At 38.8% G+C, this 17,657-nt stretch carries 12 protein-coding genes; 2 read left to right on the top strand and 10 right to left on the bottom strand.

The window, feature by feature from the left end; all coding sequences use genetic code 11:
- Window positions 1–58: 58 nt before the first annotated feature.
- The 8 genes from ABJE44_RS03695 to ABJE44_RS03660 form a co-directional block, all read right to left on the bottom strand.
- Window positions 59–766 carry a DUF3379 family protein gene (locus ABJE44_RS03695; RefSeq protein WP_348110039.1) on the bottom strand — a complete coding sequence of 236 codons (708 nt, stop codon included), beginning with the start codon at window positions 764–766 and terminating at the stop codon, window positions 59–61.
- On the bottom strand, window positions 759–1,316 hold the full coding sequence (locus ABJE44_RS03690) for a sigma-70 family RNA polymerase sigma factor (RefSeq protein ID WP_133469414.1): 558 nt from the start codon (window positions 1,314–1,316) through the stop codon (window positions 759–761). Before ABJE44_RS03690 ends, ABJE44_RS03695 begins: the two co-directional genes overlap by 8 nt.
- Before the next feature lie 73 nt (window positions 1,317–1,389).
- Window positions 1,390–3,123, bottom strand: coding sequence for a BatD family protein (locus ABJE44_RS03685; protein ID WP_348110038.1), 1,734 nt, complete (start codon window positions 3,121–3,123; stop codon window positions 1,390–1,392).
- A 2-nt stretch (window positions 3,124–3,125) separates the two neighbouring features.
- A complete protein-coding gene (locus ABJE44_RS03680; RefSeq protein WP_348110037.1) occupies window positions 3,126–5,009 on the bottom strand; it encodes a VWA domain-containing protein in 1,884 nt (627 codons plus the stop codon).
- Window positions 5,006–6,004, bottom strand: coding sequence for a VWA domain-containing protein (locus ABJE44_RS03675; protein ID WP_348110036.1), 999 nt, complete (start codon window positions 6,002–6,004; stop codon window positions 5,006–5,008). The genes ABJE44_RS03680 and ABJE44_RS03675 overlap by 4 nt, the downstream gene beginning before the upstream one ends.
- The gene (locus ABJE44_RS03670) at window positions 5,997–6,494 is read right to left on the bottom strand and encodes a DUF4381 domain-containing protein (RefSeq protein WP_348110035.1); all 498 of its coding nucleotides are present in this window, start codon (window positions 6,492–6,494) and stop codon (window positions 5,997–5,999) included. The genes ABJE44_RS03675 and ABJE44_RS03670 overlap by 8 nt, the downstream gene beginning before the upstream one ends.
- Window positions 6,491–7,444, bottom strand: coding sequence for a DUF58 domain-containing protein (locus tag ABJE44_RS03665; protein WP_348110034.1), 954 nt, complete (start codon window positions 7,442–7,444; stop codon window positions 6,491–6,493). The genes ABJE44_RS03670 and ABJE44_RS03665 overlap by 4 nt, the downstream gene beginning before the upstream one ends.
- A gap of 26 nt (window positions 7,445–7,470) precedes the next feature.
- Entirely contained in the window at window positions 7,471–8,427 is a 957-nt protein-coding gene (locus ABJE44_RS03660; RefSeq protein ID WP_348110033.1) for a MoxR family ATPase, read from the bottom strand.
- A gap of 339 nt (window positions 8,428–8,766) precedes the next feature.
- Here ABJE44_RS03660 and fadI point away from each other — a divergent pair, with 339 nt between their 5' ends.
- Together fadI and fadJ are read left to right on the top strand one after the other, a co-directional pair.
- Window positions 8,767–10,077 (top strand): acetyl-CoA C-acyltransferase FadI, encoded by a 1,311-nt coding sequence (gene fadI, locus ABJE44_RS03655; RefSeq protein WP_348110032.1) that lies wholly within the window; start codon window positions 8,767–8,769, stop codon window positions 10,075–10,077.
- Between the two features lie 10 nt (window positions 10,078–10,087).
- On the top strand, window positions 10,088–12,232 hold the full coding sequence (gene fadJ, locus ABJE44_RS03650; RefSeq protein WP_348110031.1) for a fatty acid oxidation complex subunit alpha FadJ: 2,145 nt from the start codon (window positions 10,088–10,090) through the stop codon (window positions 12,230–12,232).
- A 523-nt stretch (window positions 12,233–12,755) separates the two neighbouring features.
- Here fadJ and ABJE44_RS03645 read toward each other — a convergent pair.
- Window positions 12,756–12,911: a hypothetical protein gene (locus tag ABJE44_RS03645; RefSeq protein ID WP_348110030.1), complete on the bottom strand. Its 156-nt coding sequence runs from the start codon at window positions 12,909–12,911 to the stop codon at window positions 12,756–12,758.
- A 202-nt stretch (window positions 12,912–13,113) separates the two neighbouring features.
- Window positions 13,114–17,628: an EAL domain-containing protein gene (locus tag ABJE44_RS03640; RefSeq protein ID WP_348110029.1), complete on the bottom strand. Its 4,515-nt coding sequence runs from the start codon at window positions 17,626–17,628 to the stop codon at window positions 13,114–13,116.
- Between the last annotated feature and the right edge of the window lie 29 nt (window positions 17,629–17,657).

Raw genomic sequence — 17,657 nt, 5'->3', positions numbered from 1 at the left:
TCTTTGTTGTAAAAGAGTTACCTGACTCATAGCAGTAACCTAGGTTTAAAATTCAGACTTAAGCAGAAAATTTAAACTTTTTACTCAGAGTTTGCTTTGTTTTAGTAACATCAGACCCAGTATCACTGACAACAATGACACTTGCACGGTTAAACTCCATTGCTTCGCCCGAGTAATTCTGGTCTTTAGACACACTGTGACTATCAAAATTACTTTCATTGGGAACAACAAAAACGGTGACTTTTTCACCGCCCACTTGCATGACCATGTGCAGGCTTCTTACTTCATCAAAATCACAGAAATTTGCATAATAAATTTGACCTACGCTTTCTGTTAACTGGCCACCAAAACTAGCTAATTTTGCATTTACTTGGTCCAAGGTAATATTTTCATGGGCACCCAAAGCATGATTACCTTCTGCTCGAACGTGGGCAATGGCATTCTCAGAAATGTTAATTAGGCTTGACGACTGCCAAAGTGTAAAAGTAATGCCCATAACAAATGCGACAGATGCCACCATAGCAAACTGAAAAATACTGCGCTTTTTAGACTTAGCATGTGTGTCCATAGTTTGCTTGAGTAGCAGTTTATGAACTAAATCAGCAGGTACATCAACATCAAAAGCTTGTGCCATTTTTTGGTCGAGTTGCTTGAGCTCTTTGCAAAACTCCTGCTTTTTAGGATCAGCTAACATTGCCTCTTTTAGCTCAATATCTTGACTATTAGGGTCTCCATAAAGAGTGCGACGAAATTCTAAATCATCCATTTTTACGCCCCATATCTATATTACTTTTTTCTAGCGCTTCTTTTACCTGATTGCGCGCTCTAAATAACCGTGTCATAACAGTGTTTTTATTAAGCTCAAGTTGTTTAGCTATTTCGTCACCGCTATAACCAAACATTATTTGTAGCATTAAAGGTTCTCTATATTCATCACTAAGTGATGCCATGATTTCTCGTAACTCTTTATGTTCAATAACGACTTCGTTAGTTAGTTGATCGTCAATGACAGAAACATCATCAATATCAACTAAATCAAATTGTTTACGTTCAAAGCGCCTAGCATTTTCTCTACGTAATATTGTAATTAACCACGACTTCGCTGCTTTTTCGTCTTTTAACGAATCTAAAGACTTCCAAGCTCGAAGAAAGGTTTCCTGTACTATGTCTTCCGCAACTGCTTTGTCTTTTACAAGCCAATACGCATAACGGTAAATATCGGTATGTAATGCCAGTACGAGCACTTCATAGCGTTTTTGTTTATTTGCCATGTCATTAGAGACCGAGGCTTGTTTATTTTCCTTTCGAGAAAACATTAATTTTTCGCCTTTGTTTTGAGGGATAAGCACCCCAATGAATTTTCATTCTAGCAAATCTGTACACATCAGCTTAAGTATTTGGATATAAAGGCGTTAAATCCGTATTCAATTGCGCGTGCTTCATACCTTTTTGGTCTTTACGAAGTTTACGTAAAACACTATGCAAGTCGTTAGCGCTCCAATTTTTTCGATTTTGAGAATATCTTGAAGCTAATAGCTCATTAACTAGGTGTACGAGTTCAGGATTGTTTAACTTAGAAACGCAAAGTGATAAAGAAGCGCTTCTATCTTTTGTGATATTCCTTAGCCATTTCTCTAAGTATTGTTGGGTGGCTAAGGCATCATTTTTATCTAAGGCTTTTTCTAATGCTCGCCAGCTGGATTGTTCACTCTCGCTAGTTCTGGGGACCGATTGTGAGGGAGAGCTAGAAATAGAGTTTCGAGACAGAATTTTAGAATGATACCACCAAGCCAATACAGTTACTCCCCATAAAATAGCTAATCCTAGACATAACCATTGCCAATAACTTGTGTATATTTGAGCTGGAACGTTTACTGTTGCCTTAGAGGTTTCTATTTCAGGACCTGTTTTCTCAGAAGGAGCTAGGTTTGTAGGTGCAGGTGTATCAGATACTGGCTGCAGAATTGCTGGCTGCACCTGTATGGTTTTGGCAGGTAACGTTGCATATTCAGTTTTCTCAGTCACTGTATTAAACCAAGGAACTTTAACTTCAGGGAGCAGTAATTCTCCTACTTCATTTGGAATTAATGCGATACTTTCTTTGCGTTGTGCTATTAAAGTATTGTCTTTTTCTAGGGTGGCCGTTTCTGCCTTATCTGGATAGGTTTTTACTGAGCTTGGGTAGTGACTTGCTATCTCAGGTAGTTGCTCTTCAACCACACCTATGGCAGTTAAGGTTATGGTTCGAGTTACGGGCTCACCCGCGATAAATTCGTTCTTAGTGTTTTGCCATTCCTCGTTTATTTGCACATATTCGCTGGGTAGCCAGTTTTCTGAATAACCACTTGGGATAGGTTGTATTTCTATGGTTTGTTCTGGGCCCACTCGGTTGACAATTTTACTACGGTTAAAAAATCCAAAATTTTGTTGACTGTTGTCAATTAACTCTCCTTCAAATAGAGGGCCATTAATAGTAAAGGTACCACTTTTTTGGGGGATAATAGCGAAAGTTCGCTCGATAATACGATACCTTCTGTTTTCTACTATCTCATTATATTCTTTATCTTTACCTATTTGACGTATGTCAGCATTTTCTAAAGTAGGGCTAGATAAAGTGCCTCTTTGTAAATCCCTACCAAGATGCAATTTAACCGTATATTGAATTTGTTGTTGCAAGTAGGCTGTATCAAGGTCGACTTCAGTAGTAATAAACAGGTCTCTTCCATTTGTTGTTTTAGTGGTCGATTCTGGTATGACAACTAGATCAAATGATTCGGTTTTATTACCGTTCAAATCGAAAGAAGGAATAGTAAAAAGGCCTTGTTTTCTCGGTATCAAAACTGTTGACCAAGTTGTGCTTTGGGTGGTTTTGAAATTAATCATCTTAGTTTGAGAACTGACCGAAGTGCGGCCAACAACAAAGTCTTTCATTAAAAATGAGGAATCAAATGCATTCGTATCTATGTCGCCATTAGCAATAACACTTAATATAAATGACTCATCAACCATGACGGGGTTTTTATCAACAGAAGCCTTGACTTCAATACTTTGTGCAAAGCTTAACTGGCAAAAAGTATATAAGCACAAGCCGATTATAATTTGGATGATTTTTGACTTTATCACTACTACCAATTCCTCTGTATGTTAGCCGGTAACCGTTCTCTTTTTCTTTGCTGTGACTCAATTAACATTTTACGTTTTAATAAAAATGCTGGGTCGTCTGGTATCTTATTCAATAAGCTTTGCATACGTTGCATTTGCTCTCTTTGCTCGTCTGTAAGCTCTTCTTCAGTTGCCTCTGCCATCTGCGCTTGCTGTTCTTCGGCTTGCTGTTGTTGTTCTTCATTGTCTTCTTGCTGTTGAGCATTTTGATCTTGTTGCTCTGAATCTTCAGCATCTTGTGATGGCTCTGAATCACTTTCAGATTGCTCAGAGTTCTGTTGTTCACTTTGATCTGACTCTTGTTGATCCGTATTTTGCTCTTGTTCTTGCTGATCTGAATTTTGACTTTCTTGACCTTCGGAGTCTTGCTGGTCAGATTGCTGTTGATCATCAGTGTTATCGCCATCTTGCTGCTCGGACTGATCATCAGACTGCTCCTGCTGTTCTTTTAACTTCTCAATTAAGGCTTTATTTGCCGCCGCATCTTCATGATCTGGTTGCGATGCTAATACCTTATCGTAAGCGGCAATTGCTTGGTCCAGCTCCCCTAATTGTGCTAACGCGTTGCCTGCGTTATACATAGCTTCTGGATATGTACTATCTGCCGGCGATACTTCTGAAAAAGACGCTAATGCACCTTGATAGTCTTGACTCTTATACTGGGATGTACCACGCCATAATGGATCTTCAAAAGTACTTGCCGCTTCTTCAAAGCTATTTTGGTTAAAGGCTTTTAAAGCTTGTTGATCCTTGGTCTGCCACATGTCTTGCCACCAATTAGCTTGGGCACTTGGGGTATATGCAGGTAGTAAGCAGGTCAGTAAAACAACGCTGATAAGACCTCTTCTAAAACTGTAAGCTGCAAAGGGCAATAGTAGTAATAATAAGTATGGGCCCATTTCTTGCCATTTATCACCAAAGTTATCTTGTTGTTCTTGATCTTCTTTTGAAGAGCTGCTGTCAATTTCATCTTGCTCCATCAAATAATCAATATCGTTGTCGTTACTTTGCATTGACACATACCTGCCCCCAGCACTCCTCGCTAATGATTTTAAATTGGCAGTAGTAAGCTTAGGAATGACAATTGCCCCACGGTTGTCTTTTAGTAATTCTCCATCAACGAGTTTAATTGGTGCACCTTCTTCTGTACCAACAGCTAATATGGATAACCTAAATGACGAACTGTTAACGACTTCGCTTACCTCTTTCATTTGTTGATTTGATACTCCATCGGTGATCCAAAAAATTTCACCCTGTTGATATCCTGCACTGTTTAGCAATTCAATAGCGGCTTCGATACCTAACACTGGTTCACTACCAGCAATGGGCATAATTTCTGGTGTTAAACTTGGAATAAGTGTAGTTAGGTTTTGGGCGTCACTACTTAGGGGGCTAATTGTAAAAGCATCTCCTGCATAGGCCACTAAGCCAGTTTCACCTTCAGTAATGGTATTAACTAAATCAATCGCTTTGTATTTTGCTCGGGTTAATCTATTTGGAGTAATGTCTGTGGCTCGCATAGACAAAGACATATCAATTAGCACAACCTTACCTGTGTTGAGCTGATAGACAGGCTGAGGCAGCCTTTCCCAAGTGGGGCCAGCTAATGCCAAAGCAGCAATTACCCAGCAAACCCCTAGCAATAAAAGAGGAGGGCGGGATTTCTTAACGCCATCTGTCGTTATCAAATGTTGATATAAATGGCTTGCTAAAACACTTTGCCAACCTGATTGTTGCCTATGAAGGTGGCGTAACAGGCCCACTACGATAATTAGCGGTATGATAGCCCATAGCCAATAAGGCCTGATAAAATGAAAATCATTTAAGAGGGTTAGGAAGTCTGTCATTGTTTAGCCCTCGGGAATACATATTGTTTAGCTAAAGGAAATAACGCCATTAATAAAGTTAATAAAAGTGCCAGACCTAGAGGGTAATAGAATAATGCTTGCAGAGGACGCATCTGACGACTTTCTCGTGCTATAGGCTCTAGCTTATCTAAGGTGGCGTATATCTGTCGTAGAGATTCTGCATCTCTCGCTCTAAAGTAACGCCCTCCTGTTGATGTAGCTATGTTAGTTAGCATATCTTCATCTAAATCTTGAGAAGGGTTGACTTGGCGTTTGCCAAAAAAGCTCTGTACTAACATTTTGTCGGCGCCTACACCTATGGTGTAAATTGTGACTCCGTTATTTATCGCCAACTCGTTGGCTTGCTCTGGGGTAATATTCCCGGCGGTATTTTGGCCATCAGTTAATAAAACTAATACTTTGTTTGATTCTTTTTTGGTTTCAAAGCGTTTTATTGCTAAACCAATTGCGTCTCCAATAGCAGTTTGTTCACCTACTAATCCAATAAGGGACTCATCGAGTAACTGTTCAACTGTTTCTCTATCATAGGTAAGGGGAGCTTGTAAGTAGGCCGTGTCTGCAAACAGTATTAATCCGAGTCTATCGCCCACACGACGTCCAATAAAATCGCCTAACACATACTTAATCATTTTTAATCTGTCGACTTGCCTTCCATTAACTTCCATATCGTCAATTTTCATACTGCCTGATAAATCTACGGCAATCATTAAGTCTCGTCCTTCTGCAGGAATGCTGATTGGTTCACCTAACCACTGTGGCTTAGCAGAAGCTGTAACCAAAGCTATCCACGCCAGACTTGCAAAAAATAATCGCCACTTTTTAATCCCTTTTGTATGAGTTTTCGCTTCAATTCCTGCGGTTAAACGTGGCACTTTGAGTGCCGCTTCTTGACCTTGTTTTTTACTTGGCAATAAAAGTGCAAGTAGCGGAAGCGGTAATAAATAGAAAGCCCATAACCATTCAAACTCAAGCATGTTCTTGCTCCAGTTGCTTTAGCACAGCCTTTTTCGGAGGCAATGCAGAACGTAACCAATCAGAGGTGTGCTTTTTATAACTATCAAAATTATCAGTAGAGGCTTGTTGATATAAAGATTGCTGTAAGCTGGTAATGTTATCTATAAATTCTTTGTTTTGTTTTTTATTAAAACTGGTAATTAAAAATTTCACCCAATCGTCACCATGCATTTGGTGTACATTTATACTCGTAAAGTAACGGATTGCCGCTCGTTTAAGTAGCTGGTTTAGTTGTGCTAAACCCTCTTTATGTTGGTTATCGATCAATGCTAGCTCTTGTAAAGCTTGACGTTTCGCAGCTCTTATTTTGTAAAAATTCATTGCCCATATCGATGTAAATACGATAACTGCCAGTATCAACATAGCGAGTATCCACCATCCGTATGCAGGCGGCCATACTTCGATTGCTGAAGGGGCATGTATATCTTTTAAATTATCCAGCGGATTCATTTTTTCTTTCTCCCAGAAAATCGATCCAGTTGGACTTCTAAGGGTAAACCGGCATCAATGGGGTGAACCTTTGCTTTGCATTGTTTCAAAGTCTGTTCAATTTTTTCAAAGTGTGCCTGATGCTGATTGATATAGGCTTGCTCAGTACGCTTTTCTCCTAAATTTATTTGTTGTCGGTTAGTTCCATCACTTAGGGTAACGCGCTGGCTAACTTTTACATTGGGTAATTGATGTTCAAATGGATCACTTAAAGGATAGGCGATCACTTCATTATGTTTACTTAACTGAGAAATATGCTGTTTAGCTAACTCATTTAGTTGGCTAAAATCACTAATAATAAAAATTAGGCTTCCCGGGTGAGCCAAGCGCCGTAATCTGGCTAATGCATCGGATAATGTAACTTGTGTATCGCCAGTATCTTCTGCGGTTTTCTGTATTTTTATCATGCTATTTAACAAAGATAACACTGCTTTTTGCCGCGTAAATGGTTTGCATTCCAAATGTTGATACTGGTTGAAAACTAAGCCACCAATACGGTCTCCGCGTTTTCTTGCTGACCAAGCTATTAAAGCGCTTAAATGTGCTGCTTGAATGGATTTGAAAAGTAGCTGGGTTCCAAACTGCATATTGCTGGACATATCTGTGAGAACAAAAACGGGACGTTCTTTTTCCTCTCGATATAGCTTAGTATGAGTTTTCCCGGTACGAGCGGTTACCCGCCAGTCAATGGCCCGAATATCATCACCTGGCTGATAATGGCGAGCTTCATCAAATTCCATACCTCGGCCTTTGGTTTTGGCAATATAGCCACCAGATAACTTAGCTTGAACAGCTTTTCGCGGAGTAAGGTTCAATAAACTGGTTTTACTTTGATAGTGTAAAAGTTCTTTAATACCAAGACTTACTCCATCACTGTGAACCTGTGCTAACCATTGAGAATTGTTTTGCATAGCGCTTCCTTCAACTAACAGTTTGCTTAAGGAACAGTGACAAGTTGCAGTATTTTGTCTAGCACTTGGTTTCTACTTACGCCTTCGGCTTCGGCTTCATAACTCAAAATTATTCTGTGGCGCAACACATTATGAAATACCGCCTGAATGTTATCTGGTCCAACAAAATCCCGGCCCATTAGCCAAGCGTGAGCGCGGGCACATTTATCCAAAGCGATTGTCGCTCGCGGACTTGCGCCAAATTCTAGCCAATTAGCAAGATCTGCATGGTATTTTTCAGGTTGTCTTGTGGCCACAATAAGCTGCACTAAATATTGTTCAAGGGATTCATCTAAATGAATGTTAAGCAGATCCTGTCTTGCTTCAAAAATATCGCCTTGAGTCAAATTTGGTGGCGTAACAGGCGTTACGTGCATGGCTTCTTTACGGGTTAAACGCAAAATTTCTAATTCGGTTGCAGCACCAGGATAATCAATTTCTAAATGCATCATGAAGCGGTCAAGTTGCGCTTCAGGTAAGGGATAAGTTCCCTCTTGCTCAATAGGGTTTTGGGTTGCCATTACTAAAAATAGCTCAGGCAATGTATAGGTTTTGTTTCCTACTGTAATTTGTCTTTCAGCCATTGCTTCTAATAGAGCTGACTGTACTTTAGCTGGCGCACGGTTAATTTCATCCGCAAGTACAAGATTGTGGAATAATGGACCTTTTTGGAAAACAAAATTGCCCGTTTCAGGTCTGTAAATGTCGGTTCCTGTTAAATCTGCGGGTAATAGATCTGGTGTAAATTGAACTCGATGAAAATCACCTTCAACCCCTTTTGCTAATGCATTTACTGCTCTAGTTTTAGCGAGCCCTGGTGGCCCTTCAACTAATAAATGCCCATCAGCTAACAAGGCCAATAATATGTTCTGAGTTAGCGTTTGCTGGCCAACAACTTGGCTGTCTAAGTAAGTACGTAACTGTATAAATTTTTCAGCAGTCATATTGTTAACTCTTCCTTCTTATGGGGAATTTAATGCTTTTGATGATTGAAATTTGCACAAAAGCTAATGATTTGTGATTTTTGCCACAGGTTACTGACAATGCAATCTATATAGGGTTCCATAGCTGAAATACAATGTTACAAAGGGTCAAAAATAAACTTTTATTTAATCTCTCATTTTCTTTTCGTATTTAGTGGTTTTATATGGCTATTATTATTCATAAATAATAATAGCCATAGGGCATCAATGCACCTAGCTTGCAGTCACTATAGTTACTCTGTACAATTCGTTTATTACAGGTCTGACCACTTGTGCTAATTTATTTAAAAGGATCCATAGATGACAACTAACCAAATAGTGAAAACAAGAGATGGCGATAGAATAGCCATAGTCGCAGGCTTACGAACCCCTTTTGCTAAAATGGCAACATACTTTCATGGTGTGCCAGCTGTTGATTTAGGCAAGATGGTTGTTAACGAAATGCTGGTCCGTAACAATGTTGATCCTAACCTGATTCAACAACTAGTTTACGGCCAAGTGGTGCAGATGCCAGAGGCACCAAATATTGCTCGTGAAATTGTTTTAGGCACTGGTATGAATGTGCAAACCGATGCCTACAGCGTATCTAGAGCCTGTGCCACTAGTTTTCAATCTACCGTTAGTATTGCTGAGTCGATGATGGCGGGGAATATCAATGTTGGCGTTGCAGGTGGTGCTGACTCTACTTCTGTATCGCCAATTGGTGTGTCGAAAAAATTAGCCCGAGCATTAACAGATCTTCAAAAAACTAAAACGCTTCCGCAAAAGTGGAATGTATTGAAAAAGCTTGGTCTGAAAGACCTATTACCCGTGCCCCCAGCGGTTGCTGAATATTCTACAGGTTTATCCATGGGACAAACTGCTGAGCAAATGGCGAAAAGCCACGGTATAAGTAGACAAAATCAAGATGCTCTAGCTCACAGGTCACATAGTCTTGCTGCTCAAAGTTGGGAAGAAGGCAAGTTAGCTAATGAAGTTATGACAGCATATGCAGAACCCTTTAAAGGGGCTTTAGAGAAAGATAACAATGTACGGTTTGACTCAAAACTTGAAGGCTACGCCAAGTTGAGGCCCGTATTCGATAGAAAGCACGGAACAGTCACAGCTGCTAATGCTACCCCCTTGACTGATGGTGCTTCAGCTATTTTGATGATGACTGAAAGCCGTGCAAAGGAGCTCGGTTATAAACCTTTAGGATATATAAAGAGCTATGCTTGGGCAGCGATTGACGTATGGGAAGATATGTTAATGGGTCCTTCGTACGCAACACCTATGGCTCTTGAAAAAGCAGGTATGACACTTAATGATTTAACCTTAATTGAAATGCATGAGGCTTTTGCAGCGCAAACATTAGCGAACATTAAAATGTTTGCCAGCGATAAATTTGCCCAAGAAAAGCTAGGCAGAAGTAAAGCCACAGGTGAGATTGATATGGACAAATTTAATGTAATGGGAAGCTCTCTGGCTTACGGCCACCCGTTTGCTGCAACTGGCACGCGAATGATTACACAAATGCTAAATGAGCTTAATAGAAGAGGAGGTGGTGCAGGATTACTAACGGCTTGTGCTGCTGGTGGTTTAGCCGCTGCTATGATCGTAGAAACTGAATAGGGTGAATAACATGACTATAAGTAATGATACCAAAGAAATGAAAAGTGCCTTCTCCCTTGATGTTCGTGATGATGGTGTAGCTATATTGACAATGGATGTTCCAGGCGAAAGCATGAACACTCTGAAAGTCGAGTTTTCACAGCAAATAGAAGATGTACTATCTCAAATTAATGCGGATAGCAGCATTAAAGGTGTTGTGTTAGTTAGTGGTAAAGATAACTCATTTGTAGCCGGAGCGGATATCAGTATGTTGGCCGCTTGTGAAAATGCGGAAGATGCCACAAGTATTGCTAAAGGCGGTCAACAAATGTTTGACCGTATTGAAGCTATGCCAGCTACTTTTGTCGCTGCTATTCATGGGCCTGCATTAGGAGGCGGTTTAGAATTGGCATTAGCCTGCCATTATCGAGTGTGTAGTGATGATGCGAAAACGCAACTTGGCTTACCCGAAGTGCAATTAGGCCTCCTTCCAGGAAGTGGTGGAACACAGCGATTACCGAGATTAATCAGCGTACAACAAGCCATGAAAATGATGCTTACGGGGAGCTCTGCTCGAGCTAAACAAGCTCTTAAATATGGCATAGTCGATGACATGGTTCCAAAGTCTATATTACTTGATGTTGCCATCGAAATGGCTAAAAAACCTAAGCCTAAACGTAAAGGTCCTAAACTGGATGTAATGGGTAAGTTTTTAGAAAAAACTAATGTTGGTCGTAACATTATGTTTAAACAAGCTCGTAAACAAACGGCTTCTAAAACCCAAGGTAATTACCCTTCTCCAGCACTGATCATCGATTGTATTGAGACTGGGTTAAGTAAAGGGATGAAGAAGGGCCTTGAAGTAGAGGCATCGCATTTTGGTCAATTAGTAATGAGCCCCGAATCTGCTTCTTTGAGAAGTTTATTCTTTGCCACTACAGACATGAAGAAAGAGTCTGGCATTGAAGGTGTTAAGCCTGAGGTTGTGAATAGAGTAGGGGTGTTAGGTGGCGGCTTGATGGGAGGAGGGATTGCCTTTGTTACTGCCAGTAAAGCTGGTATAGCTGTTAGAATTAAAGATATCCGTACCGAAGGGATTGCTAACGCCATTAAGTACAGCTACGACATTTTAAATAAGAAGTTTAAACGTCGATTTATTAAAAAGTCAGAAATGCAAAAACAATTGGCATTACTCACTGGAAGTGTTGATTATACTGGATTTAATGAAACTGATGTGGTGATCGAAGCCGTTTTTGAAGATCTAGAAATTAAGCAACAAATGGTCGCTGATGTAGAAGAAAACTGCTCAGAGAGTACTATATTTGCCTCTAATACATCCTCCATTCCAATTGGGCAGATTGCGGCCAAAGCTAAAAGACCGGAGAATGTAATTGGTTTACACTATTTTTCTCCTGTAGATAAAATGCCTCTCGCTGAAGTGATTGCTCACGATAAAACCTCAGACAAAACAATCTCGACTACTGTTGAGTTAGCTAAAAAACAAGGTAAAACTCCCATTGTTGTAAAAGATGGTGCAGGGTTCTATGTGAATCGTATTTTAGCACCCTACATGAATGAAGCTGCGGAAGTTCTGCTAAGTGGTGAGCCCATTGAACATATCGACAAATCTTTAGTTAAATTCGGGTTCCCAGTGGGACCTATTAAGTTACTTGATGAAGTTGGAATAGATGTTGGTACAAAAATAGGGCCGATTTTAGAAGCTCAATTTGGTGATAGATTTGCATCAAATCCTGACTTTAATAAAATATTAACTGATGGCCGAAAAGGTAAGAAGAACGGCAGAGGTTTTTATGATTATTCAGGGAAAAGTACAGGTAAGAAAGTTGATAAATCTTTGTATGATTTGTTAGGCATCACACCAGCAATAAAACAAAGCCAAGAGCAAATTTCTGAGCGTTGTGTGTTACTTATGTTGAATGAAGCTGCCATGTGTTTAGATGAAGGGGTCATTCGTAATGCAAGAGATGGCGATATTGGTGCAATCTTTGGGATTGGCTTCCCTCCTTTTTTAGGTGGACCATTCCGATATATGCATAGTTTAGGCATAGAATATGTGGTTAATAGGCTTGAACATTATCAAAGTGTTTATGGAGATAAATATACTCCCGCAGCATGTTTGAAACTTATGGTGGGTGAGAAACGTTCTTTTTACTAGCCAAGATATTTGATATACCCAGCCGAGCTGACTTATACCTAAGCTCGGCTTTTTTTTGTTTGAAACCCATGTAAACTAGCGGCAATTTCAATACAGAGGCAAATTATTATCGCTTATGTATTTGGGGACATAACAGTTGTTATGGGTCTTACTTAAATTTGGTGAGGTGGTTATGGTATTGCTTATTTTAAGTTCTGTAGTTTGGTGTTGTGTATTTTATGTGCAATCGTTTAAGACTGGGTTAACGGCAAAGAATTGGGCGTTAGCTGGGTTGGTTTTGGGGCCTACGATTTATCCACTTTTTAGATCGCGCCAACGAATAAAGTTACTGAAGGCTAGGGGGTACGGTAGCTATTTATTTCGAGCATAAAAAAAGAGGGTTCCCCCTCTCTTTGTCTCTGCCTCAATAAACTTATATTGAGCCTTATTGGTTATCCTTAAACGATTGATATATTCCATTAGGGTTACGTATCCTTACGTAGCATAACATCCAATTGTTAGATGTTAAGTAGAAAACTATTTGTTACCAATTTCTACCAGTTTTTAAACCATTTTTACTGGTATCTGTAGTGGTTACTGGCGCTTTGTTTTGGCTTGGTGCTTTAACTGCTTCTTCAGATTTAATTGCTGCTGGAGCCGCTGTTGCTAGTACTAGTGCTACTGCATATGATTTTAACATTTTTATTTCCTCGTATATTTTATTGACGTTTATGCCGACATTATATTGCCGGTCAATTTTATATTAGCGAGAAGTGTGCCAAAGTTTATGAGTGAAGGTTTTTTACCAGAAATAAATATTGAGTTTATCTAAGTACTTGAGGTATATGGGGATCTATCAAGTCTTTAATATCGGGGGTAAGAAGCACGTTAGACTATTTAATTTAAATGGTGTTCTTTTGAATTACTTTAGATAATTGTTGGTTTTCAGATAATAAACGTTCAAATCTCTGTGAGTTGAGGGGTTTACTATATAAGTACCCTTGCAACATTTCGCACTTGTAACGACGTAAAATTGACAGTTGGCTTTCATATTCAACCCCTTCAGCTACTACTTTCAGCCCTAAATTATGGGCGATTGTAATAATTGCCTGTGTCATATGCCGATCTTCCGCCGCTGTTGCAATATCATCAATAAAAGCTTTATCTATTTTTAAAGTGTTTATTGGGAAGCGCTTTAAATAAGCCAAAGATGAGTAGCCAGTTCCAAAATCATCAAGCGCAAGATGTATTCCCCTTTCTCTCAGACGTAACATCATTCGTAGCGCTTTTTCTGGGTCTTGCATCAAGGTCCCTTCAGTAATTTCGCATTCAAGATGTAATGGTGAAAGGCCAATTTTTTGCAGTATATTAATGATACGCTCATCTAAATCGGGAATTTGAAATTGCCTAGCTGATATATTTACCGCAACGCGCCCTGTAAATAAGCCCTTGTCCACCCAACGTTTGGTGTCTTCACAGGCTTTTTTAAGTACCACTTCTCCAATATCTACTATTTGTCCTGTTTGTTCTGCTAAGGGGATAAATTGAGCGGGGCTAACTATGCCCTTATCAGGATGTTCATAGCGAACCAAGGCTTCCATACTGGTTAGTTTACCGCTTGCTATGTCAACTTTAGGCTGATAAAAAACTGTAAATAAGTTTTCTTTTAAACCGTGGCGGATTAAATTCTCGATTTGTAATTGACGCACAGCGTTTTGGTTCATTTCGCCACTAAAGAATTGATACTTATTACCACCAGCATTTTTTGCAAAATACATGGCGGTATCAGCATTTTTAAGCAATTCTTGTGGAGAACTTCCATCCTCTGGATAAAAAGCGATACCTAAACTAGCCCCTAAAACAAACTCCTGTTTATTGATTATAAATGGGCGAGCCATATTATCTAAAATAGTTTGAGCAAAATGGGTGATGTAATGAATATCGGTGGAATTATCTACTAATATACTAAATTCATCTCCCCCTATGCGGTAACAAGTTGCCTTAGTTCCTGCCATTTTTTGCAGTCTTTTGGCTATTTGTTTTATTAAAATATCACCAGTTTGATGTCCTAATGAATCATTAATCTTTTTAAAGTTATCCATATCCAAACAAATTAAGGCATGAGAAGTATCTCGTCTTACAATATTACTGTGGCTGGCTAAGAAAAATGAACGATTAGGTAAGTCGGTAAGAGGGTCTGTATTAGATAACTTTAATAATTCCTTTTCTGTACCTTTACGGGCAGTAATATCGGAAAATACGCCCACATAATGACTTATTTTGCCGTCTTCATCGGTAATTGCATCAATATTAAGTTCCATCTCATATTTTTCGCCAACCTTTCTTCTGGATTCAACCTCACCAAACCAATTTCCTTTTTGCTGTAGGCTCTTTTTAACTTCTTCAGTAAATACACCTGGGTATTGATGAAAAGCTAAATAACTGGCTAGCGCCTGTTCTCTAGTTTCTCCTGTGTATTTACAATAAGAGTTGTTCACTGAAATAAATCTAAAACTAGTATCAGTTATAAATACCCCATCAGATATGGTCTCAATTGAGCGTTTAAATAGTTTTAACTGCTCTTCTGCTTCTTTTAGGTGGCTGATATTTTTTAAGGTGCCTGTCATTCGCTGTGGTTGATGGTTGTTATCCCTCGCAACGACTTTACCTCTGTCTAGTATCCATAACCAATCACCCTTGTAGGTTTGTGCTCGGTAGGCTAATTCATAATTTTCAGTTTTTTCATCTAAGTGCTCTTTTAAAGCGAGCTGCACTCTTTCTATGTCATTTGGATGGATATTCGCTTCATAGGAACTATTGACTCGAATGTCGTCTTGAGGGAAGTCTAAGGTTCCCCAAGTATTTGACCTGAAAACCTGCCCCTTATAGATATCCCAATCCCATAATTCATCGCCACTGCTCCATAAGGTTAATTTTAGGCGTTCCTCATTTTCCAAGATTGCTTGACGTATGGCATTTCTAGCTCTTATCTGTTTTATCCAATAAAACAATATCAATAATGTTAAAGCGGCAAATAAAATTAAGGCATTTTTATGTAACCAAAAAGGGGGCGCAATGTTAATTTGAACCTGCTTAGAAGGTGACCATTCATTAAATGGTGCTCTACTTTGAACAACAAATATATACTTGCCAAAATCCAAGTTTGAAAAGTCTGCTCGTCTTGGGGATTCACTATCAGTGGTAATCCACTTGTTTGATAACCCTATAAGCTTGTATCTGTACTCTATAGCTTCTGGTACCACAGGGTTTAGCTGAGCGAATTTCAAGCTAATCATGCTCGACTCATTAGGAAGGTCGATACTTGTGGCCATATTAATTGCAGAGGATAAAGGAGAGTTTTTTGAATGAATAGAAACGGGAAGATTGAAAATTCTAAATTGTGTTAAAGTTGGCGAATTGTAAGAATTAAGATTGGCTTGATTAGCACTTTTTTCTAATTCTGAATATGATAACTTCTTTGGGTCAAATGTTAGGATACCACTTGCCCCTCCAAACATTATTTCATTTGTTTGAGTGAGTAAGCCAGAACCTTCATTTAATTCATTAAACATTAATCTTTCTGGCCCGATGTTTTGAAGTACTTTACCCTCCTTTACTGACACTTCATCTATTCCATCACTTATATGTGATAACCAGAGGCTATCTTTTCGATAAACAGTTTCAATAATTTGATTACTAGCTAAGCCATTTCCTTGGTTTAAATGTGTTTTGACTTGATAAGATGTTTTATCTAATTCAATAAGGCCGTGGCTTAGGGTTGATAGCCAAAATGCAGTATCTGTCTCAACTACAGAGTTAAACAATCTCACTGAATCATCAAAGTTAATGATTAATCTTTCTAACGTTTGAGTAGCTGTATTGTATAAAACGAGCCCTAAATTTGTTGCTAGCCATAAATTTTTGGATGAGTCGTAGTAAAGAGGTACTACATAATTAATATTTTTATTGGGCAGTTCAATGTTTGTTATTTTGAGTGTTTCTGTGTCGACAGAGCTAATAATACCCACTTCTCTTCTGAGCCAAATTTTATTGGAAAACTGACTGATATTTTGGGTGTCCATTCCTGCGAAAAGTGTTTTTACATGCTCTAGTTGACCTTCTGGAGTCTGTTTATATATAAAAAGCCCCCCAGAGCTGGCTACCCAAATCCTATCTAAGGCATCAATTTTTAATGCCCATATATTATGTTTGAAATCTGTTAAAAAATGTTCAAAAGTAAAGTTATCTGAATCAAATTTATTCAATCCATTAGATTGTGTCGCTGCCCAAATTTGACCTTTAGAGTCTTGAGATAACCCCCAAATAACGTTTCCCGATAACGAGTTGGGGTTATTAGCGTTTTTTTGAAAAAACTTAATTTTTGAGCTTTCTAAATTATAATGGTAGACACCACCAGAAAAAGTACCTAACCAAATTGTGTTATTCGAGTCTTTAAATAGTTTTAAAAAATGAGTGCTGTCTAGCCCAAAATTGCTATTGTTTTGATCATTATATGAAAATAGGTGCTCGAAATTTTTATCGATAATACTGATACCAGTTGTTGTTCCTAGCCATATATTTCCATCTTTATTTTGTGAAATACTTCTTATCTCATCTCCAACAATAGCGGGGGAGCTTTGTGTATCAATTTTGGTTACATCAAAAGTGTCGCTATTAACCACATACGCACCTTGTTCAGTGCCAAGCCAATAGTTATTACTAATCAATTTTAAATCAAATAGATAGTCAGCATCGATAGATATATCCCAAGGATTAGCTTCTTTTAAACTAAACAAGGTATTGGTTGCATGTTCGAGGAGAAATAATCCCTCACCTAAGCTACCGATCCAAGTTTTATCTACTTCACTAAATATTACTTTGATGTCCGCAGGTAACGCATCTCCGTCTACTCTATAAGGCAAAAATGTATCGGTGTGGTTATCATAAATATAAAGGTTTTCACTAGTAGTGACCATCAAGCGGCTATCAATGCCTAGCGCTAAAGAGAATATTTCGTTATCGCTTAATTCACTATTGTTACTGTTATAAGTTTTAAAATTATCTAGTTTTGGATTATATTTTGCTAAGCCGTTTCGGGTACCTATCCAAAGAATGCCTTTAGAGTCCACCAACATTTTTTTAGTAAAGTTTGCGGGTAAAGAAAACTCATCTTCTGGGACATGCTTGTATGTTTTAAAGTCGTACCCGTCAAAACGACTGACGCCCTCAAAAGTTGAAAACCACAGAAAACCTTGTTGATCTTCAACTATATCGGTGACTGTACTCTGGGCGAGTCCATCTGACTTTGAGTATTTAAAAAAGACATTATTTGAGGCATACGCAGGGGTAAGGAAGTTTAATCCAAGTGATATCAGAAAAACGGACAAGCATGTTATATATAATTGGTGTGTGCGCACTTTGTACCCAAAGATAGTAGACTACCTTT

The organism is Paraglaciecola sp. (assembly GCF_039942875.1).
GTDB lineage: Bacteria > Pseudomonadota > Gammaproteobacteria > Enterobacterales > Alteromonadaceae > Paraglaciecola.
Note: the sequence above shows the minus strand (reverse complement) of the source record. Positions and strands in the feature narration are given on the sequence as shown.